The following is a 26,317-nucleotide window of genomic DNA, read 5'->3' as shown; positions in this document are numbered from 1 at the left end:
AGCTTCGGGCTCAGCAACGCCGCCGAGTCGGGAGTCGTTTTTCATGCCAGTGCCGCACTTACTCTCCGTGAGCGTTGTGATCCCTCTCGACTCGGTGACCAGCCTGCCGCTGCTGTTCGCCGGACTGCCCCCGGTCGGCGAGATCATTCTCGTCGTCGGGCCGGACGAGGACACCGTCCTGCCCCTCCCCCGGGCCGCCCGGGTGATCCGCCAGACCCGCCACGGTGCCGGCAACGCGATCGCCTGCGGGGTGGCCGCCGCGACCGGGTCCGTCGTCGTGACGCTGCCCGGCGACGGCTCGTGCGATCCGGCCGACCTGCCCCGCCTCGTCGAAGCGCTTGGCACCACCGCCGACCAGCTGATCGGTGAAGGAGCCGACGTGGCCGAAGGAGTCCGGGACGCGGGCCGTACCGACCTGGTCCTGCTCTGGTTCATGAGCGTGCTGCTGGGCTGCCGCCCCTCCGCCGCGGGCACCGGATTCCGGGCCTTCCGGCGCGAACGGGCCGACCGGCTCGGCCTGCCCCCGGTGGCCGGCACCGACCCGGCACGCGGCGACGGCCGGGAGGTCGAGGCACTGCTCGCGGCCCGCTGCCGGATGTCCGGGCTGCGCGTCGCCGAGGTGCCCGTCGAGTTCTATCCGCAGCGCGGCGGGGCGGCCCTGCCGGCCGCCCTGGCCGCGATCGTCCGGGAACGCCTGGCCCTGCGCCACGACACCGACACCATCGGGGCGGAGAGCATCGTCGTCCTGACCGGCGGCACCTCCCGCGCCCCCTCCACCGCTACGGACGCCGCACCCACCGTCGCGGCCGCCACCGGCCCCGACCGCCGCGTCCCCCGCCCGCGGCCCGCCGGGCCGGACCGCACCTCTCCCACCGGCCCGGATCATGCCGCCACCGCGGGCTTCGGCGGCCCTGATCGTCCCGGCGCCACACCTTCCGGCAGCCCGAACCGGTCCGGTTTCGCACCTTTCGGCAGCCCAGGACGGTCCGGTTTCGCATCTTTCGGCGGTTCTGATCGGCCCGGGTTCGCGTTCTTCGCCGGGACCGTCAACGCTCCACGCCGACCCGGTGCCGATCACCGGCCCACCGATCCGGCCCTGCGCCGCTGGCCGGCCCCGAACCGGGTCGCCCCCACGAACCTGGACCACCCGAACAGCGCCGGCATCGGCATGACGGAGCGCCGGCGTGGCAGCGAGCGCCGCGGCCCGGACCGCCGTCGCACCGACACCACCCCGGACCGTCGCGCGACGGCCGGCCGCCCCGGCAACGACCGCCCGAACGCCGACTCACCGAACCGGCGCCGCTGGCGCGACGGCCAGACCGACCTGAACATCGGCCGCCGTCCCAACCTGCGGGTGATAAACGGCGAGGGCAGCGGTTCCGGCGGCACCCGAGGCCACCTCCGCTCGGTATGAAACGTCCAGCCAACCCGCCGTCCGTATGACCGGCCGGACGTCAGACCTGCTGGGCGGACGGCGGGCGGGCTGGGCGTCAGGTGCGGGCGCGGAGCTGCGGGAGGATCTCCTGCGAGTAGAGGCGCAGGAAGCGCTCCTGGTCGGGGCCCGGCGCGTGGAAGACCAGGTGCTTGAAGCCCATGTCCAGATACTCGGCGACCTTGGCCGCGTGCTCGGCCGGGTCGGACGAGACGATCCACCGGGTGGCGGTCCGCTCGACCGGCAGCGCGTCGGCCAGCCGCTGCATCTCGACCGGGTCCTCGACGCCGGTCTTCTCCTCCGGCGACAGCGCCAGCGCGCCCCAGTAGTGGGTGTCGTTGCGTGCCCGCTCGATGTCGTCGTCGAACGACACCTTGACCTCGATCAGCAGGTCCAGGTCGTCGATCTTGCGGCCGGCCTTCTCGGCGCCCTCGGTGACCGCCGGGAGCAGCGTGTCGGTGTAGAGACCGTGCCCCTTGCCGCTGGTGGTGATGAACCCGTCGGCGATCCGCCCGGCGAGCCGGGTCGCGGCCGGGCCGGAGGCGCCGATGTAGATCGGCACCGGCTGGTCGGGCTTGTCGTAGATGGTGGCGTTCTCGGTCTTGTAGAACTGCCCCTCGTACGTCACCCGGTCCTCGGCCCACAGCTTCTGGATCAGCAGCACCGCCTCCTTGAGACGGGCGAACCGCTCCTTGCCGTCCGGCCACTGGGTGCCGAGCAGCACCTCGTTGAGTGACTCGCCGGAGCCGACGCCGAGAATGGCGCGGCCGGGGGCGAGACAGCCGAGGGTCGCGAAGGCCTGCGCGACGACGGCCGGGTGGTAGCGGAAGGTCGGGGTCAGCACGCTGGTCCCGATCAGCACCCGCTCGGTCCGGGCGGCCAACGCCCCGAGCCAGGGCAGGGCTGCCGGGGCGTGGCCGCCGTCGTGCCGCCACGGTTGCAGGTGGTCGCTGACGAACACCGAGTCGAAGCCCAGCTCCTCCGCCAGAATGCCGTACTTGAGCAGCTCAGCCGGCGCGAACTGCTCCGCCGACGCCTTGTACCCGAACCGAATCATGAACGAAGACTAACCTCGCACCGGCAGCCTCCGATGTGGAAAGGGTCACCCGGCCGCCCGGTACGCCTTCCCGGCCGCGGTCGGGCTGTCCCCGTCGCGGTAGAGCCCGAAGTCGGCGCTGTCGCCCACGGCAGGTAGCCCGAAGTAGGCGTAGCGCTCGACGTACGAGCGTTTCTCCAGCCCGGCGGTGGTGCCCTTGATGAAGGCGACCTTCTGTGCGTCGCTGGCGTATTTCGGTGAGCCACTGAAATTGATCAGACCGAACTCGGTGATCCAGATGGGTTTGCCGTAGCGCTTGTGCACGGCGTCGACGTAGCCGAGGAACTGGTTGACCGAGGCGGAGCTGAAGTCGGAGCCGTACCAGTGCAGGGCGATCGCGTCGACCCGCAGGCCCTTCGATTTCGCGCCGGCCATGAAGCGGTCCAGCCAGCCGCCGGCCGTGTCGCCGCCGAACGCGACGGCCGGGCTGACCAGCTTCATCCCGGTCGCCTCCAGCTCGGGCCAGGCGGCCAGCGCGGCCTCGACGGTCATGTTCGACTGTTCGGCCAGGTCCGGCTCGTTGAAGCCGAGCAGCACGTCGCCCTCGGCCTTGACCTCTTTCAGTGTCGCGTCGGTGACGTTGGCGGCGCCCCAGATCATCGGCACGAACTCCACGTTCGCCGGCCCGGGCACCTCGTTGTCGTTCGGGCCCCACCCGTAGTACCAGGAGGCGCCGACGTCCTTGAGCGCCGCCTTCGACCCGGCGAACTTCCAGACCGCGGCGCCCTTCTTGGCGGAGATGTTCACCACCGGCGGCGCGGCGGGCGCCGACGATCGCGAGGGGGACGGCGACGGTTTGGTCACCGTCGGCGTGGGCGAGGGCGCCGAGGCCGACGCAGGCGGTGCTTGCGGTGAGGCGACGGCGGCCGCCGTCGTGATCGGCTCCGCCGGGGTGTTGTACGACCAGACTGCCGCGCCGCCGCCCGCCACGACTCCCGTGGCCAGCAGTCCGGCGAGCACCTTCTGGGCCACCGCGCCGCCTGCCTTCGCGATGATCGGGGCGGGTCCCGCCGTCGCCGCCGTGGAAACGGCGCCGGTAGCCGTACTCTTGAAAATCGCGAGGCCCGGCGGCAGGGGGATGAGCGCCATGCCGGCCAGCAACCGTTCCGCCTCGACGAGGTTCTGCCAGGCCGGCGCGCAGAGCCGGCAGTCGCGGGTGTGCCGGGCGATGCGCTTGCGCCAGAGCGCGCTGGGATGTCCGTCCCAGCCGGTGAGAACGCCGGTGAGCTCCGCGCAGGGCGGGCCGTGCAGTGCCCGGACCACCGCCCGGGCCGTCTCCAGCTGGGCCTTCATCCGCTGGATCCGGACCGCCGCGTGCTGGCGGCCGAGGCCGCTGGCGTCGACGATCTCGTCCCGGGTCAGCTCGCCGGACGCCTCCAGCCACCAGAGCGAGAGCAGTTCGCGGTTGTCGTCGTCGAGCCAGCGGGTCGCCTCGGCGGTCTCGCGGCGCTGCCCGGAGAGTTCCAGGCGGGTGATCGCCAGGTCGGTGAAGTCGGCGCCCGGGTCGCGCAGGTCCGGGTCCAGCTGGTCGGCCGGCGGGCGGGCCCGGAAACGCTCCCGAACCTGGCGCACGGTGATCGCGACCAGCCAGGACCGGAAGGCCGACGGATCGCGCAGCTCGCCGAGGTTGCGCAGCACCCGGAGCATGACCTCCTGGACCACGTCGTCGACGTCGGCGTGCCCCTCCAGGGCCCGGCCCACGATGGTGTAGACCAGCGGCAGATATCCGGCCACCAGCCGGTCGACCGCCACCGGGTCGCCGGCGCGGGCCGCGATGACGGTCGCCGTGTCAGGTTGTCCCACCATGTCTCTCCACTCCGTGTCTCCGCTGCATAGGGAGACGGTCGCGGCCCACATGGATAACACGAATCACCGGACCGGGTCATCGGCGTCACGGTTAAGCGGGCGGGTGATCGGGCACAGAATCGGCATGCGCATGTCGGTTCAGCTCAATCTGCCCCGCGAGGTGGACAGCGTTCCCGCCGTGCGCAGGCTGTTGCGGTGCGCCCTGACGATCCTCCGCGTGGATCGTCAGGCCGGCGCCGATCTGGAGATCGCCCTCACCGAGGCGTGCGCCAACGTGGTCAAGCACGCCGCCGGGGCGGACAGCTTCGAGGTTCGCCTGGACGTCGGCATGGACCGCTGCTCCATCGATGTGATGGACGACGGTTCCGGCTTCGATCCCGCGGCGGACGTCACCCCCTCACCGACCAGTGAGCGCGGGCGGGGCCTTCTCCTGATCAGGGCGCTGGGCGAGAACGTGCGCATGCACTCCAGCCCGCGCAGTGGAAGCCTGATCCACTTCGAGAAGTCCTTCGCCTGAGGGCCTGTCGCGCCGGGTCGCCCTGGGTGGGTGCCCCGGCGCGATTTGCTTGCCGTATAACAAATAACCGGTTGCGGCATCACTGTCGCCGCTGTGCCTCCTGCTGTCCTGTCGTCGTTGTTCGCCGTAGTCGCTGCACCTGTTCGCCGTAGTCGCTGCACCCGCTCGCCGTAGTCGCTGCACCCGCTCGCCGTCGTCGCTGTACATCGCTTCGTGAGAGGAGTCTGGAATGTCTGACCAGCCGGCACCCCTCGGCTCGCTCCTGCGGGCCGCACCGCCCGACCGTCTGCCCGAGGTAGCCGCCGACCACCTCCGTCGCCACTTCTCCGCCGGCGCCGTCGAGGTCCTTATGCCCGACCTCACCGGAACCCGTCTGCACCCCCTGATCGGCGAGCCCGAGACCACCGACACGACCGCCGCCATGCGCTGCTTCGCCAGCCGGCAGCCCGGCATCGAGCGCGCCCCGGCCGGCCAGGTCCGGCTGCACCTGCCGCTGACCAGCTGGGGCGAGCGCATCGGCGTGCTCCGGGTGGAGCTGCCCGGCCCACCCTCCGGCGAGCTGTCCGAGCGTCTCACCGCCGACAGCGACGACCTGGCGACCGCGCTGCGCGCCGCCGAGACGGCCACCGACCGCTACCACCGGGCCCGCCGCCGGGGGCGGCTCACCATGGCCGCCGAGCTCCAGTGGGACCTGCTTCCGGGCCGCGCGCTCGGCGACGACCGCTTCCTGGTGGCCGGGCAGCTCGAGCCGGCGTACGACGTCCGCGGCGACCACTTCGACTGGGCACTCAACGGCGACCGGCTGACCATCACCGTGCTCAACGGCCACGGCGACGGGATGGAGGCGGCCCTGTTGACCTCGCTCGCCGTCAACGCCATGCGCAACGCCCGCCGGTTCGGCGCCGACATCGTCGAGCAGGCCGAGCTGGCCTCCGACGCCGTGCACTCCCGTTACACCGGGGCCGTCCACGCCGCTACACTGCTTCTGGAGATCGACCTGGTCAGCGGTGCGGTGGCCGCCGTCGACGCCGGTTCGCCGCACTGCCTGATCGCCCGTGGCGGCGGCGTCGAGCAGGTCGCGCTGGAGCAGCAGCTGCCGCTCGGCATGTTCGGCGAGGCCCACTACGAGATCCAGCGATTCCAGCTCGAACCCGGCGACCGGATGCTGGTCGTCAGCGACGGCGTCCACGCCGCCATACCCGGCGGGCTCCCCCGTTTCGGCGAATCCGGGCTGTTCAGCGCACTTCGCAGGACACGGTTGCAGCCCGCCGGAGAGGCTGTCGGTACGGTGATGCGGGGCCTGCGTGACTACCATGCCGGAGCCGAGCCGGATGATGACGCGGTCATGGTCTGCTTGGATTGGCGACGCTGATGATGTTATGGCGGCACCCGACCGGGTATGCATAGAGGTTCACAGGCCCGCCGACTTTGCTATGACGGGGATACGGGATGGATCGTGCCACCGAGATCGCCGCGGCTGTCGAGTCGTCGGTGGAGGCGCTGGTGGCCGTCCTCGAACGGGCGCGGCTGGCCCAGCAGCCCATGTTGCCGCCCGCCCAGCTGCGCGTTCTGACCATAGTCGCCGAGAACCGGCACACGAACATGAGCAGGCTGGCCGAGGCACTCGACGTGGTGCCGTCGTCGGGCAGCCGGCTGTGTGACCGGCTGGAGGCGACCGGCCTGCTGCGCAGGGTCGCCGACCCCCGCGACCGCCGCGAGGTCCGGCTCCTGCTGACCCCGGCGTCCCGGCGGCTCCTCGCCGACCTGCGGGAGCGGCGTCAGGCCGCGCTCGCCGAGGTCCTGGAGCGGATGCCGGCCGGTGCCCGGCAGGACCTGCTGCGGGCGCTCCAGGCCTTCGAGGCCGCGGCCGCCACCTTCGAGACGGCCACCACGGACGGTACGGGTCGCGAGGATCGGCAGAGCGCCTGAAGTAGGCTTCGCCGAGTGCGTATCGGCATCGTGATCCTTCCCGACCAGCGATGGGCCGTCGCGAGCCGGCGCTGGCGGCTCGCCGACGAGTGGGGCTTCGACCACGCCTGGACCTACGACCACCTCGGCTGGCGTGACCTGATCGACGGCCCCTGGTTCGACGCGGTCCCGACGCTCACCGCCGCCGCCCTGGTCACCTCACGCATCCGCCTGGGGACCTACGTGGCGACGCCGAACTTCCGCCACCCGGTGCGGTTCGCCCGGGAGACCACCGCTCTCGACGACATCTCCGGTGGCCGGCTGATCCTCGGGCTCGGCGCCGGCGGCACCGGCTTCGACTCGGCGGTCCTCGGTGAGCCGGAGCTCACCCCGCGCGCCCGCGTCGACCGGTTCGCCGAGTTCCTGGAGCTCTTCGACACCCTCCTGCGGCAGCCGTCGACCACCTGGTCCGGCGACTGGTTCTCGGCCGTCGACGCCCGTACCGTCCCGGGCCCGGTGCAGGACCCGCGGCCGCCGTTCGTGGTCGCCGCCAACGGTCCCCGGGCGCTGCGCCTGGCCGCCCGGCACGGCGACGGCTGGGTCACCACCGGCCCGCAGCATCTGGACAGTGCCGAGCTGTGGTGGAAAGAGGTGACAGTGCTCCGGGACAGGTTCACCGCGGCGCTGGAAGCGGCCGGCCGGCCACTGGACTCGGTGGACCGTTACCTCAATCTCGACACGTCACCGATCTTCTCGATGAGCAGTGTGGAGGCGTTCACCGACGCGATCGGCCGGGCGAGCGATCTCGGATTCACCGACGTGATCACGCACTGGCCGCGCGAGTCGAGCTGGTACGCGGGGGACGAGAAGGTGCTGGAGGCCGTGGCCGCCGAACTGCCCCGACTGCGTCTTTGAGATTGCCTTTGGTGCCCGTCACGCCTTGACGACCGGCGCCCGGAAAGTATTTCCGCGTCCAATTCGGACTCTTAACGATTCGCCGAAGATCGAGTGGGATTTCTCACCCGGCCGGCCCGGGAGCAGCGGGCACCCGCCGCGCCGGCAACGCACCGGCACGGCGGGAACGGCACGAATCAGCGGCCGTGCGCGGCCCGGTAGGCGTTGCTGACCTCCTGCGGAATGCGGCCCCGCTCGGAGATTTTGTGCCCGTTGCTGATCGCCCACTCGCGGATCAACCGGTTCTCGTCACGGGAACCGGCGGTCCGGACCGGAGCGGCACCACGCGACGGGATACGCCCCGGCGAGGTGCGTCCCAGCCGGGTGCCCGCACTGATGAACGGGTCCAGAGCCTTACGCAGCTTTCCGGCATTGGCCTCGGAAAGGTCGATCGTGTAGCTGACGCCGTCGAGACTGAACTCGACAGTCCGATCCGCCTTGTTGCCGTCCAGATCGTCGATCAGGGTGGTGATTACCTGCCGCGCCATAACGACTCCCGAGAAGAATAATTCAACCGCGCCCAGTCTGGCGCGCAACCGGTCCTTGGCGCAACTCCTGACCGCGATCCGGCAATTCTTTCCCGTCGGTTATCGGAATGGGACGGGGAATGGGAGCCGAATCCGTCAAAGCCCGGTTGGCCGAGGGCCGGGTTCCCACGTTAGGGTCGGCGCCATGCGGGACGAGCAGGCCGACTGGCGCGAGCAGCAACGGCATGCCGTGGCCGTTCGTGCCGCCGCGCTGGAGGCCGACCGAGCCGCGGAGGCACGCCGCGCCGATGCGCTGCTCGACGACTTCGTGCATCGGGCGGGCGAGCTCGGGCTGCGGCCGCACGTGCTGGCCGCGCGGAGCCTCGACGGGCGCTCCACCTACAAGACGCACGTCCGCGGGTGGTATCTGAAATCGGACCGCTCGGTCGCCGTCGGCGAGGACGGAGGTTACTACGTGCTCACCGTCGCCCCGTCGCTGCGGGCCCGTTTCACCGGGGCGGACCTGTCGCCGAGCACCGCCCGCCTGATCGTCGGTGCCGGTGGGGGCGACGGCGACCCGATTCCCCTGTCCACCCTGCTGGAGCGCCGGCTGACCGCCGGGGAGCGCTGGCCATGAGGACAGTGGCGGCGGCGCTGGCCGCATTCCTGCTGGCCACGCCCGCCCTGCTGCATCCCGCGGCCGCTTCCGCCGCGTCACTTCCCACCACCGCCTCCCGCGCTTCCATCTCTTCCCTCGGCCCCGCTCCTGCTTCCTCGCGGGTCTCCACCGGCCTCGGCTCCGCTTTCTCCTCGCGCGCCTCCACCGGCCTCGCCTCCACTTTCCCCTCGCGCGCCTCCACCGGCCTCGCCTCCACCGGTTCGTCCTCTGCCGGTTCGTCCTCTGCCGGCGTCTCTCTCGCCGAGGTGCCCTGTCCCAAGCCGAAGGTCGCCAAGCCGAGTGCGCCGCCGCGGCCCACCCCGCCGGCCGAGGTCGCCGAGGACATGGCCGTCGGCGGTCCGGCCCTCGCCACGCACGGCCTGATCGTTCCCGAGGGCAGCACCGGGGTTCCGGCACTCACCGCGACCACCTGGCTGGTCGCCGACCTCGACACCGGTGAGGTGCTCGGCGCCTGCGGGCCGCACGTGCACCAGACCCCGGCCAGCGTGCAGAAGATGCTGCTGGCCGCGACCGCGATCGATCAGCTCGACCCGTCCCAGAAGATGACCGTCACCCGGGGCGACCTGGACATCGAGCCGGGCAGTTCGGCCGTCGGCCTGGTGGTCGGCGGCACCTACTCGATCTCGACGCTGTGGCTGGGCCTGATGCTCAACTCCGGCAACGACGCGGCCAACGCGCTCGCCCGGCTGGCCGGTGGCGGCGGTCCCGACGGTCTGAAGAAGACGGTCGCCGCCATGAACGCGAAGGCGGCCTCGATCGGCGCCCGCCAGACACACGCGGTCACCCCGTCCGGGCTCGACGGTAAGGGGCAGTTCACCAGCGCGTACGATCTGGCGCTCATCGCCCGGGTCTGTTTCGGCAGCGACGACTTCCGCAAGTATGTGCTGACCCGTTCGGCGCAGATGCCCGCGCAGAAGAAGCCGAAGGCCGGCGGTTTCCAATTCCAGAACGAGAACAAGCTGATCTACAACTACCCGGGCGCGCTCGGTGGTAAGACCGGCTTCACCACTCTGGCCCGGCACAGCTACGTCGGCGCGGCCACCCGCAACGGGCGGACGCTGGTGGCCACGCTGCTCGGCGCCGAGGCCCGGCCGTTGCGCGGCTGGGAGCAGGGTGCCGCACTGCTCGACTGGGGTTTCGCCCAGCCGGCCGGAGCATCCGTCGGCAAGCTGGTCACGCCGGAGGAGGTCGCGGCCGCCGAGAAGTCCGCGGCGGCCACCACGGAGGCGGCGACCGTGGGCGCGGGCGCCGGTGTCCAGGCCGCCCACCCGGGCGGCCCGACCGGCTTCACGGTGGTCGCGGCCGTCTCGGTGGCGGCAGCGCTGACCGCTGTCCCGCTGCTGCTCCTGCTGACGCAGCGTCGCCAGCGCCGCTTGCGAAAGACAGACCCGCCCAGGCCGCTCCCACCCGCCACAGGCTGACCCGCACCGGCCACGGCCGGTCGGGATAGCCGTGAGGATCGTCTCGGGCACCGGATCCCGTTCATGGGTCGCGGTGGCCGGGCCGGCCATGTAGCCGGCGACGACGATCTTCGTGGTGCCGAGGCGGTCTCTTTGTTCGTCCGGACCGGTTCACCCACCCGTCGAGCTCGTCGCGGCTTCGCCCGTTCGGCTTTCGCCCGTTGCGGGCGGAAAGGGCGGACGGCGGAGCGGGTTCGCTCAGCGGTTGACCCTGCCGATCTTGACCGGTCGACCACCGAAACCGGTGGCAAAATGGTCAAGATCCGCTGGGCTGACGAGTTGAGCGTTCCCGTTGCACGCAACAGCAACGGCGCATCGGCACCCCGTGCCCTGGCATTCACGGATTGAAAGCGTGACCTACGCCTTCGGCGGCTCCGTGTGGGTCCGCCGGAGGCCGCGGGTCCGCCAGAGGCCACGGGCCCCGCCAGAGGCCGCGGGTCTGCCAGAAGCCACGGGCCCCGCCAGAAGCCGCGGGCCTGCCAGAAGCCACGGGCCCCGCCAGAGGCCGCGGGTCTGCCGGAGGCCGCGCAATGATCTGGTGGGCGCGCTAGGCGAAGGCCAGGCCGAAAAGCCAGAGAACGGCGATCAGCAGGGCGGCGGCCAGTTCGACCAGGAGGGACAAGCCGACCGCGCCGATCGCTGAGCGGGTCGATGGCCAGGCTCGCTCCGAGCCCAGGCGTCGCAGCTCCATCAGCCACACGCCGAGCACGAAACCGAGCACCAGACCCACGAACGGCACCAGGAAGAAGCCGATCAGGCCGAGGATGCCACCGACCGCTACGGCCGAAGCGGGTACGCCGGTCTCCTTCAGCTTCTTGCCCGGCCACACGAACTTCACCACCATGCCGAGACCGGCGATCAGCGTGGCGATGATCGCGACCAGCAGCCGCGCGCTGCCGGAACCGCCGCCGAGCAGCGCCCACAGGAGCACTCCGCTCCAGGTCAGCAGCAGTCCGGGCAGCACCGGCACGATCACGCCGATCACCCCGGTCAAGATCACCAGGCCGGAGATGAGGGTGATGATCGCGCTCGTGTCGCTCAGATCCATGCGCCACACCTTGCCGCACCACTGACGGAACCCTCAACCGGGCCCCACGCAAGCCGATCGAAAGGGCCATCGCGGAACGAGCGAACCGCCCCGGCCGGACAGAGGCCGGACGGACCCGCACGACCATCCGGGAACCGAGCGGACCAGCAGAACGGGCTGTTCCAGCTCGGGCGGAAAGCAGACCGGGCGGCCGAAGCCGAGCGGTCCAGGCCGGGCGGCCCGAGCCGAGCGGTCCAGGCCGGGCGGCCCGGGCCCAGCGGTCCAGGCCGGGCGGCCCGAGCCGAGCGGTCCAGGCCGGGCGGCCCGAGCCGAGCGGTCCAGGCCGAGCGGCCCGGGCCCAGCGGTCCAGGCCGAGCGGCCCGAGCCGAGCGGCCCGAGCCGAGCGGTCCAGGCCGAGCGGCCCGAGCCGAGCGGTCCAGGCGCAGCGGTCCAGGCCGGGCGGCCCGAGCCGAGCGGTCCAGGCCGAGCCGGGTGTTTCGCGCCGGGACGGCCGCGTAGGTCGGCTACGGCCGGCCGGATGAGCGAGGCCGGTGCACGGGCCCGGATCGAAGCAACCGGTAGGCAACTGTCCGTGACCGGAAGGCGCACCCTCCGCACTTGAAAGTTTCTCCTGTCAGCCGGTGCCCACCCAGCCAGGGGCGCCGACGAGCAACCGGGGGAAACCAGATGACCAGCACCGTGACGACCGCTGCCGACCTCACCGCCGACACCGCTTCCGCCACGCCCGTGCTCACCGTGCGCGAGCAGGAGGACCTGATCCGCACGCACATGCCGCTGGTCGGACACCTGGTGCGGGACATGCTCAGCCGCATCCCGAACCACATCCACCGCGACGATCTGACCAGCGCCGGCCTGCACGCCCTGGTCACCGCGGCCCGCGGCTGGGACCCGCAGCGCGGCGTCCCGTTCCACCGCTTCGCCGGCACCCGGATCCGCGGCGCCCTGCTCGACGAGCTGCGCGCGCTGGACTGGGCGACCCGCTCGGTGCGGTCGAAGGCCCGCAACACCGACGTCACCCGCCAGCAGCTGACCACCACGCTGGGCCGTACGCCCACTCCGGAGGAGCTGGCGCAGGCGCTCGGCACCACCACGACCGACCTGCACCAGACCGACACCGATGTGCAGCGGGCGACCGTACTCTCGTTGCAGGGTTTCACCACCAGCAGTGCCGACGACCTGGTCACCGAGCGTGAGCCGGGCCCCGAGGAGATGCTGCTGCGCCGCGAGCAGATCGGCTACCTGCACCACGCCATCGACTCGCTGCCCGAGCGTCTCCAGACGGTCGTCACCGAGTACTTCCTCCAGGAGCGCCCGATGGCGGAGATCGCCGCGGATCTGGGTGTCACCGAGTCGCGGGTCTCCCAGTTGCGCGCGGAGGCGCTGTCGCTGCTCCGCGACGGCCTCAACACGCACCTCAACCCGGAGATGGCGCCGGTCCCGGACAATCCGGAGAGCATCACGGCCCGCCGCCGTGCCACCTACTACGCGAACATCGCCAGCAACACCACCATGCGCAGCCGCCTGGCGATGACCAACGCCCAGGGCCACACGTCCATCGGGCGTGGCGTCAAGCCGGCTCCGGCCGCCTGACCCTTCTTCACGAGCGCGGGCTCGGCGTCTCCGGACGCCGAGCCCATCATCGTCCCGGTACGGCCGGGCCGGCCCGGTTCAGGCGAGGCGGCCCGGTTCAGCCGAGGCGGCCCGGTTCAGCCGAGGCGGCCCGGTTCAGCCGAGGCGGCCCGGTTCAGCCGAGGCGGCCCGGTTCAGCCCAGTTCGAGCGAGGTGACCGCGAAGATCCCGGGCCGGTCGATCTCCGGGACGCCGCCGGTGTACATCCGCGCCGTGTCCCAGGCCGGTTTGAGCCCGCCCCGTTCGGCCAGCGCGTTCGCCGCCCGGTTGTCGACCGGCACGTCGATCATCACCGGTACCTCGTCCGCGCCGGCCGGGACGACGCCGCCGCCGAGCAGGGCGGTCCCGCCGCCGATGAGGGCCGCGCCACCGACGGTGGCCGGACGGGTCCCGTCCCCGGTGCCGCTCAGTTCGGCCAGCAGGGACTCGGCGATCTCCGGTGAGTCGGCGAAGAGGGGCCCGATCCGGTCCACGTCCCCGGCCGGTCGCCGCGCCGCGAATCCCACGACGACGCCGTTACGCCGGGCGACCAGCGCCCGCCGGCCGGGCAGGGTGATCCACAGGGCCAGGAAGGCGTCCCGTTCCGCCGGGAAGAAGCGCCGGTCATAGGCGGCGAGTTCGCCGAATCCGACGCTGCGGGCGTCGAGGACCTCGATTCCGGCGGTACGGGCCAGACCGCCGAGCACTCCCTGATAGCGGGTGGTGGTCCAGGCGTCCCGGAAACCGGACTTCCGGTAGTTGTCCTGCTGGGCGACCACCCCGTCGAGCCCGACGTTGCGTCCGGCGAGCCGTTCCATCCCGGCCTGCCACGTCATGTACCCGAATCCGCGCCCCCGGAATTCCGGAACGGTCAGGTAGAGACCGATGAATCCGTGTTCGCTTCCGTAGCGAATCGCGGATATCGACGTGATCATCTGGCCGTCCAGCCGCCCGACCAAAAAGCCGCCCGGGTCCGCCGGATAAAAGGCACTCTCGTCCCCGTCGCCCGGGTTCCACCCCTCGGCGACGGCCCACCCGGCGATCACACGCACGTCGTCAGCGCTGGCCGCCGACACTCTGAATTCAGCCACAACCAACTGTAAATGCCCAAACCAGACAAACCGGCCATCGCCGTGAAGGAAACCGGGCGCGTGAGCCGAAGGCGGAGCTACCGGTCTGGCGTCCGGCTGGCCGGACGCCAGACCGGTTGTGGGCGAAGGCGTGGGTGAAGGGGAGGCGAAGGCGCGGGTGAAGGCGAAGGCGCGGGCGCGGATGAAGGCGAAGGCACGGGCGCGGGCGCGGGTGAAAGCAAAGGCGCGGGGCGCGGGTGAAAGCGAAGGCGCGGATGAAAGGGGGACGCGGAGTGGAAGTGGCGCCCCGCATGCCGCAGGGCGCCACGACGAGGGCTACAGGGAGGCGAGGACCTTCGGGAGGTCGGCCGTGTGGATCACTCCGAGGCGGCGGGTGGCGCGGGTGACCGCCACGTACAGGTCGGAGAGGCCGCGCGGCGACTCGGCGATGATCTCGTCAGGGGCCACCACCAGGACCGAGTCGAACTCCAGGCCCTTCGCCTGGCGGACGGTCATCAGGGCCACGTGGTTGAGCAGGTCCGGCTGTTCGCCGACGGCCGCTCCGGGAACGGCGGCCAGCAGGCCGGCGCCGAGGGAGTCCTCGAGCCGCTCGGGCACCAGGACGCCGAGACGGCCCTCCTCGATGAGGGCGGCCTCCTTCCGTACCTCGGCGATCAGCTCTTCGGAAAGGGTGGTGGCGGGCACACGCCGCGCCCATGGGGAGACGCCGGCGGACCGCACCGACCGCGGCGGCCGCAGCGCGGGATCGACGGCGGCCAGCACGTCGGCCGCGACCGCCATCACCTCGGCCGGGGTGCGGTAGTTGACGCTGAGTTCGACGAGGCGCCAGCGCTGGGCGACGTACGGCTCGAAGACCTGCTCCCAGCTGTTGGTGCCGGCCAGCTCGGAGGTCTGGGCGACGTCGCCGACAGCGGTGACCGAGCGGCTCGGGCAGCGCCGCATCAGCAGGCGCCAGGCCATCGGGGACAGTTCCTGCGCCTCGTCGACGATGATGTGACCGAAGACCCAGGTGCGGTCGGCGGCGGCTCGTTCCGCGGCGGTCCGGGTGTCGATCACCTCGTGGCGCTCGACGAAGGCACCGGCGTCGACGACGTCGAGGGCGGACAGGATCTCGTCCTTCTCGGCGCCCTCGTCCTCGAAGTCGAGCGACCGGGAGCCTTCGACGATCTCGAGGACGCCTTCGGCGTACTCGATGGCTGCTTTTCTCTGGCGCTGCCGCTCGCGGACCTTGAGGGTGTCGTCGACGCCGAGGAGTTCGGCGAGTTCGTCGAGAAGCGGGACGTCGGCTGGTGTCCAGCCGGCCGTCCGGGGGCGCAGCAACTCGGCCGGGAGCCCGGCGGACTCCAGCCGGTCGGCGTCGCTGAGCAGGTCGCGCAGCACCTGGCGCGGGGTGAGGACCGGCCAGAAGTCGAACAGGACCTGCTGGACGTCGATGTCCTCGCGCAGTTCGCGGCGGGTCTCGGCGAGGTCGGCCTCGGAGAGCAGGTTGTCGCCGCCGAGCGGGTCGGCGCCGATCCGCTCGGCGATCTGCTGGGACAGCTGGTGGATGGCCTCGGTGACGAAGATCTGCCGGGCCACGTTGTGCGGGCGGCCGGAGCGGCGGGCCGCGGTCCGGGCGGCGAGCAGCACCTCGCGCTCGATGCGCAGCGGGTAGCCGTCGTGGTCGACCTCGACGAAGCCGTCGGGCAGGGTCTGCCGGTCGGCGACGGCGTTCTCCAGGGCGTCGAGCATGTCGACGCCGCCCTTGATCGCGGCGACCGCGGGCGGCTCGGCGGCGTGCGCGCGGACGCCGGGGAACATGTCGCCGAGGGTGGCCAGCAGCACACCGGTCTCGGCCAGGCCCGGCAGGACCTGGGAGATGTAGCGCAGGAACGTGGTGTTCGGGCCGAGGATCAGCACGCCGGTACGGGTCAGCTGCTCGCGATAGGTGTAGAGCAGATACGCCGCCCGGTGCAGGGCGACGGCGGTCTTGCCGGTCCCCGGCCCGCCCTGGACGACAAGCACGCCGGGCAGCCCGGAGCGGATCACCTCGTCCTGCTCGGCCTGGATGGTCTCGACGATGTCGCGCATCCGGCCGGTCCGGTTGGCGGTCAGCGCGGACAGCAGCGCGGCCTCACCGGTCACGTCCTCGCGCCCGGTGCCGTCGCCGGCCTCGATGTCGAGGGTCTCGTCGTCGATGCCGGTGAGGATCCGCCCGCGGGTACGCAGGTGCCGGCGGCGGGTCACGCCCTCCGGGTGCACAGCGGTGGCGAGATAGAACGGCCGGGCGGCCGGGGCACGCCAGTCGACCAGGAGCGGGCCCTCGTCACGGTCCTCGGCGAAGAGGCCGAGCCGTCCGATATAGCGCGGACTGTCCGCGGCGAAGTCGAGCCGCCCGAAGCAGAGCCCGTTCTCGACGGAATTGAACTGTGCCAACTGCTCGGCATAGTGGGCGCGGGTGGCTTCCCGCTGGGTGCGGCCCTGCGGGGTGCCGCCCGCCTCCAGGAGGATCGCGCGCAGCCGGTTGTCGGCCTGCTCACGCAATTGATCCAGGCGCTGGTAGAGCGTGGTCAAGTACGCCTGCTCAGAATCGATGTCGGCGTTCGAGCTTGACAAAGTCGCCCCTTTTTGTGGTATCATTCCGGCGTTCGGCAGCCATTCTTATGGTTGCCTTTTTCTTTGCCCATGGAGCATTCGGCAAACGACCAGAATAGCCGAGGCGCGGCGGGTTACGGCCGCGGGCGCAAGTGTCCGGAACCCGTCATCGACACGCCGGGGCCGTTACGCGCGGCGGGCGGCCGCCATTAACCGGAGCATGGACAACAGCCACCCGAAGCACCTGCGTCTGGGCGCCGTGGCCCTCGCCGCGGCCGCCACGCTCACGCTCGCCGCCGCCTGTTCCGAGGAGAGCAAGGAGCAGCCGGCCGGCAACGCCGCAGCCGCCGCGGCCGAAGCCGGTGGTCCCCAGCCGAAGACCCTGGACGGTGCCAAGGCCGCCGCGCAGACGGTGTTCGACCGGTTCAGCGGAGGTGACTTCGCCGGAGCCTGGGACATGTACACCGCGGCCGGCAAGAAGGCGATCACCAAGGACGACTACGTCAAACTGAACACCGCCTGCTCCCGCAAGGGCCTGGCGATCCAGCTGACCAGTGCCCGGCTGGAGGGCACCGACAAGGCCGTCGTGATCGCCAAGCAGCTGGTCGCGGCGCAGTCGTACACCATGGTCTACGAGCAGGACGCCTGGAAGCTGGAGCCGGCCAAGGAAGGCCTGAGCCTCTACAAGATGGGCGCCACGAAGGCGATCGCCGCCCAGAAGAAGGCCGGCACCTGCGCCAACGCCTGAGAATTTATTGGGGCCCGCCGCGAACCGCGGCGGGCCCCTCTCTCCCGCGGGGTCTAGGCGGCCACCACCGGCAGGCCGTCCGGGCCGGTCAGGGCCAGCCGGGTACGCAGAGTGCCCCGGCTGGCGATCTTGTCGTAGTACGCGGCCCGCCGCCGGGCCACGCAACCCTCCTTCGGCGGGTTCTCCGCCGCGAGCGCCGGGTCCAGGTGGGTGTTCAGCCCGTCCCGGAGCAGCAGCAGCGCCTCGGCGCGCAGCTGCGACACCCGCGACTCGCTGACCCCGAGCTCGGCGGCGATCTGGGCCATCGGGCGCTCACCGTAGAAGTAGCCCTCGACGACGACGCGGAGCCGCTCCGGCAGCGCGTCGACCGCGTGCCGCAGGTAGCCGAACCGCTCCCGGCGCAGCAGCATCTCCTCGGGGCCGAGGCCCGGCTCGGTGACGATGTCGTCGGCCGTCGCGGTGGCGAAACCCTGCAGGCTGAAGACGGTCGCGCGGTGCACGTCGCCCTCGCCGTGCTCGATGTCCTCCACGGTGCAGCCGAGTTTGTCGGCCACCTCCTGGACGGTCGGTGTACGGCCCAGTTCGGCCATCAGTTCCTCGCGGGCCGAGTCGGCACGACGGGCCCGCTGCCGGACCGAACGGCTGGCCCAGTCCAGGCCGCGCAGCTCGTCCAGCAGCGCCCCGCGTACCCGGGCCGCCGCGAACCGTGGGAACGGCACCCCTCGCTCCGGGTCGAAGCCCCGGGCCGCCGCCACCAGTGCGGCGTAGCCCGCGGACAACAGGTCGTCCCGGTTCACGTGCGAGGGAACCCGGGCCAGCATCTCCCGGACCAGATGCCCGACGAGCGGCATGTTCGCCCGGACGATGTCCTCGCCACGCCGCTCGATGGCAGGTGTCTCAGCGCTCATCAGGGGGTCTCCTCAGGTACCGGCCGGTCAGGGGGGATGTCCGGCGCTGAGGAGAAAGATGGGGCGCGTTGAGTGCGGTCAGGTTCGCCTTCGGGTGCGAACCGGTTGCGGAGGGTGCCGAGCTAGAATGATCAGTAATCGACCACTCGGAGTTTCCATCTTCATGACTTCCTTCACCGAGCTCGGCGTGCCCGCCGTCCTCAACACGGCGCTCGACCGGCTCGGGATCACCACCCCGTTCCCCATCCAGACGGCCACCCTGCCTGACACGCTGGCCGGCCGGGATGTGCTGGGCCGGGGGCGTACAGGTTCCGGCAAGACGTACGCCTTCGTGATCCCGCTCGTGGCCCGGCTCACCGCCGCGGCACGCAAACCCCAACCGGGCCGCCCGCGCGCGCTGATCCTGGCGCCCACCCGTGAGCTGGCCACCCAGATCGAGGCGACGCTGCGCCCGCTTGCCGACGCGGCCGGTCTGCGTACCCTGGTCGTCTTCGGCGGAGTCGGGCCCAACCCGCAGATCAAGGCGCTCAAAGCGGGCGTCGACGTGCTGGTGGCGTGCCCGGGCCGGCTCGACGACCACATCCGCGGCGGCCACGCCTCCCTCGACGCGGTCGAGGTGACCGTCCTCGACGAGGCCGACCACATGGCCGACCTGGGCTTCCTGCCGGTGGTGCGGCGGCTGATGTCGCAGACCCCGGCCCGCGGCCAGCGGCTGCTCTTCTCCGCCACCCTGGACAACGGGGTGGACGTGCTGGTGCAGAAATTCATGCACAAGCCGATCACCCACCACGTGGACTCGGCCGCCCAGGCACCGATCGAGATGGACCACCACGTGCTGCACGTGCGTGACGACGACCGGTTCGGCATCCTCGTCGAGCTGCTCGCCGCGCCCGGGCGGACCGTCGTGTTCACCCGCACCAAGCGGCGCGCCAAGGTGCTGACCCGCCAGCTCAACGCGGCCGGGGTCCCGGCCGTCGAGCTGCACGGCAACCTGGCGCAGAACGCGCGTAACCGCAATCTGTCGGCGTTCTCCGACGGCTCCGCGGGCACGCTCGTGGCCACCGACATCGCGGCCCGCGGCATCCACGTCGACGACGTGAGCCTGGTCATCCACGCCGACCCGCCGGTCGAGCACAAGGCGTACCTGCACCGCTCCGGCCGGACCGCGCGGGCCGGCAACCGCGGCACGGTGATCACCCTGATGACCGACGAGCAGCAGGCCGACGTGCGTGACCTGGCCCGCAAGGCCGGTATCCGCCCGATCACCACCCGCACCCGGCCCGGCGACGCGTTGCTGTCCGAGCTGGCGCCGGGTGAGCGGACCTTCGTGGCGCCCGCTCCCCCGGCCGCGCCGTCGACGCCGGCTGCACCGTCGCGCCCGGCGTCCCCCGAGGACACCGGTTCGGCCGGCCGGTCCCGGTCCCGCCGTCCCCGGCGGGGTCGCGGCCGTTCCACAGCGGAGGGCACGGCCACGGCGCCCGCGACGTCCGGCACCGGTCAGGGTCGCCAGCGCGCCGCCACCGGCGACAACAACGGGCAGGCTGCGCGCCGGCGGACGTCTCCGGCCGGGTCCGGGCAGGGCCGTGGTTCCGGTTCGGACCATCGCTCGGGTACGCCGCAGCAGCGCGCCACTCCATCCGGAGGCACCACTCGTGCCTCCTCCCAGCGGTCCGGCACCCCGGCCGGCGGCGCCACCCGTGCCTCCTCACCGTCCACCGGCGGAGGCGCGGCCGCGTTCTCGGCACGAGGCGGGGGCCGCCGCACCGGTCGTTGATCAACGACTGTTCGAGCACAGCATCATCGATCGCCGTCCGTTGATCAACGGGCGGCGGTCGCCGTCTGAGCCACCGGCCGGCCGGCTCCGTCACCGGCCGGGCGGCTCCGTCACCGGCCGGGCGGCTCATCGCCGGCCGTCGCGGAGCCGGGCGGCCAGCTGGGTGCGGTTGGTGACGGCCAGCTTGGCCAGGGCGTTGCGGACGTGCGTCTCCACGGTGCGTTCGGAGATGTGCAGGCGGGCGGCGATCACCCGGTTGGCCAGGCCCTCCGCGGCCAGCACGGCGATCTCCCGCTCGCGGGCGGTCAGGTCGTCGCGGGACAGGGCGGCGGCCTCGGCGGCGATCGCGGGCAGGTCCAGGCGGCGGGCGATGGTGAGCGCCTTCCCGGCCAGGGTGCGGCTCCGGTGCGTGTCCGTGTCGTGGAGGCTCCGGGCGTACGCCAGAAAGGCCAGTGCGGTGAACGGCGCGGCACCGGCCTCCTGCTCCCAGCCGATCGCCTCGGTGAAGTGCCGCTCCGCGGCCTCCCGATCGCCGAGCGCCGAGGCGATCGTGCCGAGCGGGCGGGCCACCACCCCATAGCAGGCGGTCGTCATGTTGAGGAAACGGTTCGCATAGGGCAGCACCCGCCGGTAGCCGTCGGCGGCCAGATCCAGATCGCCGATCCAGGCACCCACGACGGCGGCACTCAGCACCACGAACAGCCGGCGGCTGTCCGGCGGCAGGTCCGGCAGCATCCCGCGGAACAGGCGGGCACAGTCGGCGGCGGTGTCCCGGTCACCGGCCAGCACGGCGAGACGGCCGATGTTGGCGGCGGCGATCGGCTCCGCACCGAACCGCGCCACGGCGTCCCGCAGATCACCCGGCCACTGCGGCGGCTCACCGGTGAACGGCGCCAGCGAACCGGCGAACGCCGAATGCAACTCCCGCATCGGCTGCTCCTCGAACGTCCCGGCCAGCGCGAACGCGTCGTCGGCGGCACCTCGGGCGGCGGCGATCCGGCCGGCCAGGAACAGCCGGGCGGCCCGGGCCCGCAGCAGATGCCAGCGCGCCACCGGCCAGCCGATCCGCTCGGTCAGCGCGGCCAGCCCGGACACCTCGGCGTCGAACCCGGCCAGATCACCCAGCGTGAGCAGACCGTCGAGCCGCCACAGCCGTCCCCACAGTTCGGCGTCGGCCCGGCCGGACGCCACCGCCAGATCACGGCTGCGCCGGGCCAGATCGAGCACCTCCTCGGTCGCCGCGTACGGGTCGAGGACCTCGTGGCGGGCGTGCACCGCGGCGGCCAGCGCGCCGGGGTCGCCGGTTCGCTCCGCCAGGGTCATCGCCTGGCGGCTCGCGGGTTCGGCGCGGGCGTGGTCGCCGGTCTCCACCAGCAGGAACGCGTAGTGGGCGAGCAGTTCGGCGTGCGCGGCGTCACCGGCAGCCACTCCCCCAAGAGGCGATCCGGCAGCCGCTCCCCCAGAAGGCGATCCGGCAGCCGCTCCCCCAGAAGGCGATCCGGCAGCCGCTCCCCCAGAAGGCGATCCGGCAGCCGCTCCCCCGAGAGGCAATCCGGCAGCCGAGGATGGACCGTTTCCTGGTCTCGGACCGGTAGCCGCGATCAGGCCGCTGACGGTGAGGGCTCGCTCGCAGAGCCGGAGGACGGCCGGGGCGACCTGGCCGCCGTAGCCGCGGACGACGAGGGCGGCCGCCGTCGCCAGGCCGGCGTCACCGGTCGCCTCGGCCGTGTCCATGACCAGGGCGCAGTCGGCGACGGCGAGAGCCAGGCGCCCGTCGCGGCAGACCGCCCCGGCCCGGCCCAGACGCAGCCACGGGTCGGCCGGGAACAGGTCCAGTGCCTGGCCGAGCCACGTCGCGGCGGCGCGGTGATCGAATCGCCGGGACGCTTCGGCGGCCGCGGCCGCGCAGGCTTCGCGGGCGGCCCGCCGGGAGTCCTCGTCGACGGCGGACCGCACCCGGTGCCGGGCCGTCTCCTCGGACCGGGCGCCCGACTCCTCCAGCGCGACCGCGATCCGGCGGTGCGCGCCGATCCGCTCGGCCCGGCTGAGCCGCGCGTAACACGCCTCCCGGAGCAGCTCGTGGGCGAACCGGAGCCGGGCCGGCGCCCACGGGTCCTCGGCGAGCACCCCGGCCCCGATCGCCTCGGCCAGCAGGGACTCCACACCGACCTCCGGCGGCAGTTCTTCGGCCGTGGAAGGGGTGATCAGACGGGTCAGGAGGACGGCGTCCACGTCCGGGCCGAGGGCGGCCGCGAGACCGAGCAGGTCACGGCAGGCGGGGGTCAGGGATCCGGTGCGGCGGCCGGCGAGCCGCAACAGGCCGTCCGGCAGGTCCAGGTCCCCGGCGGGCTTCTCCGGTACGGCCACCAGCCGCGCCAACTCCCGGGTGTAGAGCGGGTTGCCCCCGCCGAGCCGGTGCACGAGCGGTGGCCAGGTCGGATGTACCGGGCCGGCGGCCCGCCGGGCCAGGTAGTCGGCGACGGTCGCACCGTCCCAGGGCCGCAGGGCGAGGTGCACCGCCTCCGGCAGGTCGGTGTCGAGGGTCCGGGCCGTGGCGACGACCAGTACCGGGACAGCGGCCACCTCGCGGGACAGGGCGGCCAGCAGGGTGAGCGAGGCGGGATCGGCCCAGTGCAGGTCCTCCAGGACGAGGATCAGCCCGCCGCCCCGTCCGGCCGCCGCGACGCCCAGTGCCGTGACCGTCGCCCGGACGGCACGGAACCGGGCGGCCGCCGGTGACTCGCCGGGGCCGCCCGTGCCGCCACCGATGGGGCCTCCGGTCGCCAGTGTCTCCGGGCCGAGGCCGGGCAGCCCGCAGTCGAGCAGGCGCAGCCACGGCCAGAAAGCGGGGGCGCCCTCGTCGGGGTCGGCGCGGCCGGTGAGCACGGTGGCGCCGGCCGCGGCCGCCCGGGACACGAACTCCTCGACCACGGCCGTCTTACCGATGCCGGCCTCACCGGTGACCAGTACGACCGCGCCCGAGCCGGCCGACGCGGCGGCGTGCAGCCGGTCCAGGGTGGCCACTTCGGTCACCCTGGCGACCAGGCGGGACTCCATGAGGACATCCTGCCGTCGTGCCGGGCGCGGGGGACGTACCCGAGCGGGTCTTTAATCTCCACGACGGACCGCGAGCCGCCTCGAAGCCGTCACGCACGACGGACCCGGAAGGCCGTCAGGCCTCGGGGACGCTGACGGCGATCTCGTCGCCGAGGGTGAAGCCGGCGCACAGTTCAAGCTCGTCGCCGCTCCAGAAACGGCCCGGGTCGTACCAGTTCGCCTTGCGGCCGCGCGGCAACAACCCCATGTCCTCGTAGGTGACCGCGACGACCTCGGCACAGTACGCCTTCTCCAGGGTGGCCTCGCTCTCCTGCCGGTCCTGCCACGGCATCCGGATCTGCGGGACCCGGCCGCGCACCCACCGCCCGGCCAGCTGCGACGTCGACGGGAACGGGGTGCCGTCGAGCCGGGCGACCGTCTTGAGGGCCTTGTCCTCCATGATCCGGGTGACGCCGGGGTCGAGCTGGCGCAGCCAGCCGCGCTGACCGTACCGGCGGGCCCAGACCGTGACGGCGTCGCGCAGATCGTGCAGCTGGACGCCGCGCTGGAACTTGCCGGACCACATGTCCGGGAGCGACTTGCCGAGCTCGGCGTGCCACATGAGCGGCGGCATGTCGTCGATCACCAGGGACATGCCGACATGGTTCACCGGGCTGTTGGTGAGGGTCTGGATGGCCCGGTCCGGCCCGGATCGTCCCCGGAAGATCCAGATGTCGCCGGTACGGGTCAGGTCGAGGGCCTCGTCGAGGCTGAGTTCTGCTCCCACATGTCTATTCTCGGCTCATGCGTTGGTGGAAGATAGCGGGACTGGCGGGGCTGGCGGGAGTCGCGGCGACGGGCGTGGTGATCGCCCGGTCGGAGCGCAAGCGGCGGGCCTATACGCCGGAGGAGATCCGGGGCCGTCTGCACGAGCGGGCGGCCGAGGCAGCGATCAAGCCTGAGCTGGAGAAACCCTAGCTTTTCGGCTTGCGGACCAGGTCGGTGTCGCGCAGCAGCGACCAGAGACCGGCGCCGTCGGGGGCCGAGAACCAGGTCTTGCCGCCGGACGGCACGACCTCGGCGGTCTCCGACGGGCCGGGGATGGCGCCGGCGAGCACGGCCTGGGTCGGTGAGAGGCGGCGGATCGCCACGGCGGCCACATTTTCCGGATGCTCACGGGCGAACTCGGAGTAGATCTCCTGGTCGTGCTGGCCGTCGTCGCCGATGAGCAGCCATCGCACGTCGGGGAACTCCTCGGCGAGGCGGCGCAGCGACTTGCGCTTGTGCTCGCGGCCGCTGCGGAACCACCTGTCCGGGGTGGGGCCCCAGTCGGTGAGCAGGATCGGGCCGGCCGGGTAGAGGTGGCGGCTCAGGAACCGGGTGAGGGTGGGCGCCACGTTCCACGCGCCGGTGGAGAGGTAGACGACCGGGGTGCCGGGATTGGCGTGCACCAGCCGCTCGTAGAGGACGGCCATGCCGGGGACGGCGGCGCGGGCGTGCTCGTCCAGGACGAAGGTGTTCCACGCGGCGAGCAGCGGGCGCGGCAGCGTGGTGACCATCACGGTGTCGTCGATGTCGGAGATCACACCGAATTTGACGCCGGGGTCGATCACCCGGATCGGCGCGTCCACCGGGGCGGTGCCCTCGGTGGAGAGTTTCGCACTCCCCCAGCCGGGGTCGAGGTCGCCCTTGACGCGGACGTCGAGGTAGCCGCTGCGGTCGGTGCGAGCCTCGGTGACGGTGCCGCCGAGCTCGATGCGGACCAGGGCGCTGCTCACCGGTGTGGTGGTGAAACTGCGCCAGCCACGCACCTTCTCCCGGCGCCTGCGGACCATGCCGGGCCTGGCCAGGAGCACGCGGGCCATCACGCGGGCCCAGCCGGGAGCGCCGTATCCGGTGTAGGCCGTGATGTACGGCTTCCACCCTCGGCCGCGCAGGCGGCGCTCGACGATCTCGTGGACGGCATCCTCGATCAGGGCGGCCCGGTGGATCCGGACCACGGGCGAGGATCCACCCGCGGGAGTAATCGTCACCATCGCCTCCTTGCCGATTCAGGCCGCCCGCCCGGCCACGTTACCCGGCGCCTGTCACGGTCCGCTGGGAACGGTCGGCGGATCCAGGGTGGACATCAGGCGGCGGCGGGGAGTTCGGCCGGTGTCCAGTGCTCGGCGAAGATCTGCTGCTCGCCGGCCTCGGTGACCGGGCCGCGGAGCCGGGCGGCGGCCGCCTCGGCGCGCAGGCCGCGCAGGGTCTCGGCGGCGGCCTCGGCGCCCCGCCACGCGGCACGCTCCCGTTCGACCGCCCTCTGGTACGCCTCGAAGCGGTGCGCCCGGACCGCGTTCAGCAGGACCGGCTCCTGCTGGACCGGGTGCAGCCGGGGGTTCCAGCCGCGGTGCGCGTAGACGTCGTTGAGCTGAGCGATCGACAGGTCCTGGGTGCGGCACAGCTCGGTCGCGGCACGGTGCAGGTAGCGCTGCCGGTCGACGTTCTCGCCGGGCTTGCGACGGCGGCTCATCAGCGGAAACGCGGTGGTGGCGCCGATCCGGCGGGCGTCGTCGGAGGCCTGTTCGTACGCCGCCCAGGTCTCGTCGACGGTCTGCTGGGCGGCGAGCCACTCGGCCCGGCGNNTCCAGACCGTCGGCGAGACGGTTCTCCTCGGCGGCCGGTGCGGCCGTGGTCAGGCCGCGGGGCAGAGCCGCGACGGCGACCGCGACGGCCAGGACGAGCAGGATGGCGAGCCAGATCACGGTCGCCTGCGGGACCGCGTTCAGGAAGGTTTGCAGGACGGATTCCATTGGTGCACCCCAGTGGTAGGTCGATCTACGGCCGGCGGTGACGGGTCGGTGGAAGGGACCCGTCAGAGGGCCGGGGGCGCGCGGGAACCGGTGGTTCCCGGGGCCTCGCCACGCGGGATACGGGTGGCGAACGTCACGGTGGCGGGCGCCACGTCGGCCTCGCCGACCGCGGGCGGCGCGACCCGCTCCGACTCGTAGATCTCCGGATCGGGGGCGGTCACCTCCGCGGCCCCGGCGACCGCGGCCGGTGCCACGGGGGCGGCGGCGGGGGCCGGAAGCGCAGGTCCGGGCAGGCGCAGGGTGACCGCCAGGGCGAGCATCGCCAGCCCGGTCAGGAAACGCAGAATCCGCTGCCCGTCCCAGGGACGAGCGGCCGGCTGCGCCACCGTGATCACGTCCATCAACCTACTCGCCGG

22 protein-coding genes and 1 pseudogene are annotated in these 26,317 nt (G+C 72.4%); 11 read left to right on the top strand and 12 right to left on the bottom strand.

Features of this window, described 5'->3' with window-relative positions; genetic code table 11:
* Nucleotides 1–67 precede the first annotated feature (67 nt).
* Complete coding sequence (locus ACFO0C_RS07370; protein WP_378065786.1) at nt 68–1,414, top strand: glycosyltransferase; 1,347 nt, start codon at nt 68–70, stop codon at nt 1,412–1,414.
* Nucleotides 1,415–1,490: 76 nt separating this feature from the next.
* On the opposite strand, the gene fgd is transcribed toward ACFO0C_RS07370, so the two are convergent.
* Both fgd and ACFO0C_RS07360 read right to left on the bottom strand, forming a co-directional pair.
* Nucleotides 1,491–2,489, bottom strand: a complete 999-nt coding sequence (gene fgd / locus ACFO0C_RS07365) for a glucose-6-phosphate dehydrogenase (coenzyme-F420) (RefSeq protein WP_378065785.1) — start codon at nt 2,487–2,489, stop codon at nt 1,491–1,493.
* Nucleotides 2,490–2,534: 45 nt separating this feature from the next.
* Nucleotides 2,535–4,334: a sigma-70 family RNA polymerase sigma factor gene (locus tag ACFO0C_RS07360; protein ID WP_378065784.1), complete on the bottom strand. Its 1,800-nt coding sequence runs from the start codon at nt 4,332–4,334 to the stop codon at nt 2,535–2,537.
* Between the two features lie 130 nt (nt 4,335–4,464).
* On the opposite strand from ACFO0C_RS07360, the gene ACFO0C_RS07355 reads away from it, so the two are divergent.
* The 4 genes from ACFO0C_RS07355 (at nt 4,465) to ACFO0C_RS07340 (ending at nt 7,674) form a co-directional block, all read left to right on the top strand.
* Entirely contained in the window at nt 4,465–4,851 is a 387-nt protein-coding gene (locus ACFO0C_RS07355) for an ATP-binding protein (protein ID WP_378065783.1), read from the top strand.
* A 229-nt stretch (nt 4,852–5,080) separates the two neighbouring features.
* Complete coding sequence (locus ACFO0C_RS07350) at nt 5,081–6,223, top strand: PP2C family protein-serine/threonine phosphatase (RefSeq protein WP_378065782.1); 1,143 nt, start codon at nt 5,081–5,083, stop codon at nt 6,221–6,223.
* A 77-nt stretch (nt 6,224–6,300) separates the two neighbouring features.
* Complete coding sequence (locus ACFO0C_RS07345) at nt 6,301–6,780, top strand: MarR family transcriptional regulator (RefSeq protein ID WP_378065781.1); 480 nt, start codon at nt 6,301–6,303, stop codon at nt 6,778–6,780.
* 15 nt (nt 6,781–6,795) lie between these two features.
* A complete protein-coding gene (locus ACFO0C_RS07340) occupies nt 6,796–7,674 on the top strand; it encodes an LLM class flavin-dependent oxidoreductase (protein ID WP_378065780.1) in 879 nt (292 codons plus the stop codon).
* A 176-nt stretch (nt 7,675–7,850) separates the two neighbouring features.
* Here ACFO0C_RS07340 and ACFO0C_RS07335 read toward each other — a convergent pair whose 3' ends face one another.
* The gene (locus ACFO0C_RS07335) at nt 7,851–8,201 is read right to left on the bottom strand and encodes a histone-like nucleoid-structuring protein Lsr2 (RefSeq protein ID WP_378065779.1); all 351 of its coding nucleotides are present in this window, start codon (nt 8,199–8,201) and stop codon (nt 7,851–7,853) included.
* A gap of 184 nt (nt 8,202–8,385) precedes the next feature.
* Between ACFO0C_RS07335 and ACFO0C_RS07330 the strand changes: the two genes are divergently transcribed.
* Both ACFO0C_RS07330 and ACFO0C_RS07325 read left to right on the top strand, forming a co-directional pair.
* On the top strand, nt 8,386–8,817 hold the full coding sequence (locus tag ACFO0C_RS07330; RefSeq protein ID WP_378065778.1) for a hypothetical protein: 432 nt from the start codon (nt 8,386–8,388) through the stop codon (nt 8,815–8,817).
* Complete coding sequence (locus ACFO0C_RS07325; RefSeq protein WP_378065777.1) at nt 8,814–10,280, top strand: D-alanyl-D-alanine carboxypeptidase family protein; 1,467 nt, start codon at nt 8,814–8,816, stop codon at nt 10,278–10,280. Before ACFO0C_RS07330 ends, ACFO0C_RS07325 begins: the two co-directional genes overlap by 4 nt.
* Before the next feature lie 586 nt (nt 10,281–10,866).
* Here ACFO0C_RS07325 and ACFO0C_RS07320 read toward each other — a convergent pair.
* Nucleotides 10,867–11,367: a DUF456 domain-containing protein gene (locus ACFO0C_RS07320; protein WP_378065776.1), complete on the bottom strand. Its 501-nt coding sequence runs from the start codon at nt 11,365–11,367 to the stop codon at nt 10,867–10,869.
* A 666-nt stretch (nt 11,368–12,033) separates the two neighbouring features.
* Between ACFO0C_RS07320 and ACFO0C_RS07315 the strand changes: the two genes are divergently transcribed.
* A complete protein-coding gene (locus ACFO0C_RS07315) occupies nt 12,034–12,957 on the top strand; it encodes a sigma-70 family RNA polymerase sigma factor (protein ID WP_378065775.1) in 924 nt (307 codons plus the stop codon).
* A 173-nt stretch (nt 12,958–13,130) separates the two neighbouring features.
* Here ACFO0C_RS07315 and ACFO0C_RS07310 read toward each other — a convergent pair whose 3' ends face one another.
* Nucleotides 13,131–14,066, bottom strand: a complete 936-nt coding sequence (locus tag ACFO0C_RS07310) for a GNAT family N-acetyltransferase (RefSeq protein WP_378065774.1) — start codon at nt 14,064–14,066, stop codon at nt 13,131–13,133.
* A 315-nt stretch (nt 14,067–14,381) separates the two neighbouring features.
* A complete protein-coding gene (locus tag ACFO0C_RS07305) occupies nt 14,382–16,685 on the bottom strand; it encodes a HelD family protein (protein WP_378065773.1) in 2,304 nt (767 codons plus the stop codon).
* A gap of 175 nt (nt 16,686–16,860) precedes the next feature.
* On the opposite strand from ACFO0C_RS07305, the gene ACFO0C_RS07300 reads away from it, so the two are divergent.
* Nucleotides 16,861–17,388, top strand: coding sequence for a hypothetical protein (locus tag ACFO0C_RS07300; protein ID WP_378065772.1), 528 nt, complete (start codon nt 16,861–16,863; stop codon nt 17,386–17,388).
* A 53-nt stretch (nt 17,389–17,441) separates the two neighbouring features.
* On the opposite strand, the gene ACFO0C_RS07295 is transcribed toward ACFO0C_RS07300, so the two are convergent.
* Nucleotides 17,442–18,296, bottom strand: coding sequence for a sigma-70 family RNA polymerase sigma factor (locus tag ACFO0C_RS07295; protein ID WP_378065771.1), 855 nt, complete (start codon nt 18,294–18,296; stop codon nt 17,442–17,444).
* A 127-nt stretch (nt 18,297–18,423) separates the two neighbouring features.
* On the opposite strand from ACFO0C_RS07295, the pseudogene ACFO0C_RS07290 reads away from it, so the two are divergent.
* Nucleotides 18,424–19,803 (top strand): annotated as a pseudogene (locus ACFO0C_RS07290) (DEAD/DEAH box helicase); the annotation flags it as partial.
* Nucleotides 19,804–20,196: 393 nt separating this feature from the next.
* Here ACFO0C_RS07290 and ACFO0C_RS07285 read toward each other — a convergent pair.
* Nucleotides 20,197–23,127 carry a helix-turn-helix transcriptional regulator gene (locus ACFO0C_RS07285; RefSeq protein ID WP_378065769.1) on the bottom strand — a complete coding sequence of 977 codons (2,931 nt, stop codon included), beginning with the start codon at nt 23,125–23,127 and terminating at the stop codon, nt 20,197–20,199.
* Nucleotides 23,128–23,242: 115 nt separating this feature from the next.
* The gene (locus ACFO0C_RS07280) at nt 23,243–23,893 is read right to left on the bottom strand and encodes a hypothetical protein (protein ID WP_378065768.1); all 651 of its coding nucleotides are present in this window, start codon (nt 23,891–23,893) and stop codon (nt 23,243–23,245) included.
* A 17-nt stretch (nt 23,894–23,910) separates the two neighbouring features.
* Between ACFO0C_RS07280 and ACFO0C_RS07275 the strand changes: the two genes are divergently transcribed.
* Nucleotides 23,911–24,084 carry a hypothetical protein gene (locus ACFO0C_RS07275; protein ID WP_378065767.1) on the top strand — a complete coding sequence of 58 codons (174 nt, stop codon included), beginning with the start codon at nt 23,911–23,913 and terminating at the stop codon, nt 24,082–24,084.
* On the opposite strand, the gene ACFO0C_RS07270 is transcribed toward ACFO0C_RS07275, so the two are convergent.
* The 3 genes from ACFO0C_RS07270 to ACFO0C_RS07260 form a co-directional block, all read right to left on the bottom strand.
* Nucleotides 24,081–25,142 carry an App1 family protein gene (locus ACFO0C_RS07270; protein ID WP_378065766.1) on the bottom strand — a complete coding sequence of 354 codons (1,062 nt, stop codon included), beginning with the start codon at nt 25,140–25,142 and terminating at the stop codon, nt 24,081–24,083. The two genes, ACFO0C_RS07275 and ACFO0C_RS07270, sit on opposite strands and share 4 nt — an antisense overlap.
* A 92-nt stretch (nt 25,143–25,234) precedes the next feature.
* Nucleotides 25,235–25,621: a hypothetical protein gene (locus ACFO0C_RS07265; RefSeq protein ID WP_378065765.1), complete on the bottom strand. Its 387-nt coding sequence runs from the start codon at nt 25,619–25,621 to the stop codon at nt 25,235–25,237.
* A 342-nt stretch (nt 25,622–25,963) separates the two neighbouring features.
* Complete coding sequence (locus tag ACFO0C_RS07260) at nt 25,964–26,296, bottom strand: hypothetical protein (RefSeq protein ID WP_378065764.1); 333 nt, start codon at nt 26,294–26,296, stop codon at nt 25,964–25,966.
* Nucleotides 26,297–26,317 lie beyond the last annotated feature (21 nt).

It is taken from the genome of Actinoplanes subglobosus (assembly GCF_042650585.1).
Taxonomy (GTDB): domain Bacteria; phylum Actinomycetota; class Actinomycetes; order Mycobacteriales; family Micromonosporaceae; genus Actinoplanes; species Actinoplanes subglobosus.
Note: the sequence above shows the minus strand (reverse complement) of the source record. Positions and strands in the feature narration are given on the sequence as shown.

Coding starts and splice junctions, on each gene's coding strand:
- fgd (WP_378065785.1), bottom strand. CDS start 2,489: ATGATTCGGTTCGGGTACAAGGCGTCGGCGGAGCAGTTCGCGCCGGCT.
- ACFO0C_RS07360 (WP_378065784.1), bottom strand. CDS start 4,334: ATGGTGGGACAACCTGACACGGCGACCGTCATCGCGGCCCGCGCCGGC.
- ACFO0C_RS07355 (WP_378065783.1), top strand. CDS start 4,465: ATGTCGGTTCAGCTCAATCTGCCCCGCGAGGTGGACAGCGTTCCCGCC.
- ACFO0C_RS07350 (WP_378065782.1), top strand. CDS start 5,081: ATGTCTGACCAGCCGGCACCCCTCGGCTCGCTCCTGCGGGCCGCACCG.
- ACFO0C_RS07345 (WP_378065781.1), top strand. CDS start 6,301: ATGGATCGTGCCACCGAGATCGCCGCGGCTGTCGAGTCGTCGGTGGAG.
- ACFO0C_RS07335 (WP_378065779.1), bottom strand. CDS start 8,201: ATGGCGCGGCAGGTAATCACCACCCTGATCGACGATCTGGACGGCAAC.
- ACFO0C_RS07330 (WP_378065778.1), top strand. CDS start 8,386: ATGCGGGACGAGCAGGCCGACTGGCGCGAGCAGCAACGGCATGCCGTG.
- ACFO0C_RS07325 (WP_378065777.1), top strand. CDS start 8,814: ATGAGGACAGTGGCGGCGGCGCTGGCCGCATTCCTGCTGGCCACGCCC.
- ACFO0C_RS07320 (WP_378065776.1), bottom strand. CDS start 11,367: ATGGATCTGAGCGACACGAGCGCGATCATCACCCTCATCTCCGGCCTG.
- ACFO0C_RS07315 (WP_378065775.1), top strand. CDS start 12,034: ATGACCAGCACCGTGACGACCGCTGCCGACCTCACCGCCGACACCGCT.
- ACFO0C_RS07305 (WP_378065773.1), bottom strand. CDS start 16,685: ATGATACCACAAAAAGGGGCGACTTTGTCAAGCTCGAACGCCGACATC.
- ACFO0C_RS07300 (WP_378065772.1), top strand. CDS start 16,861: ATGGACAACAGCCACCCGAAGCACCTGCGTCTGGGCGCCGTGGCCCTC.
- ACFO0C_RS07295 (WP_378065771.1), bottom strand. CDS start 18,296: ATGAGCGCTGAGACACCTGCCATCGAGCGGCGTGGCGAGGACATCGTC.
- ACFO0C_RS07285 (WP_378065769.1), bottom strand. CDS start 23,127: ATGGAGTCCCGCCTGGTCGCCAGGGTGACCGAAGTGGCCACCCTGGAC.
- ACFO0C_RS07275 (WP_378065767.1), top strand. CDS start 23,911: ATGCGTTGGTGGAAGATAGCGGGACTGGCGGGGCTGGCGGGAGTCGCG.
- ACFO0C_RS07270 (WP_378065766.1), bottom strand. CDS start 25,142: ATGGTGACGATTACTCCCGCGGGTGGATCCTCGCCCGTGGTCCGGATC.
- ACFO0C_RS07265 (WP_378065765.1), bottom strand. CDS start 25,621: ATGAGCCGCCGTCGCAAGCCCGGCGAGAACGTCGACCGGCAGCGCTAC.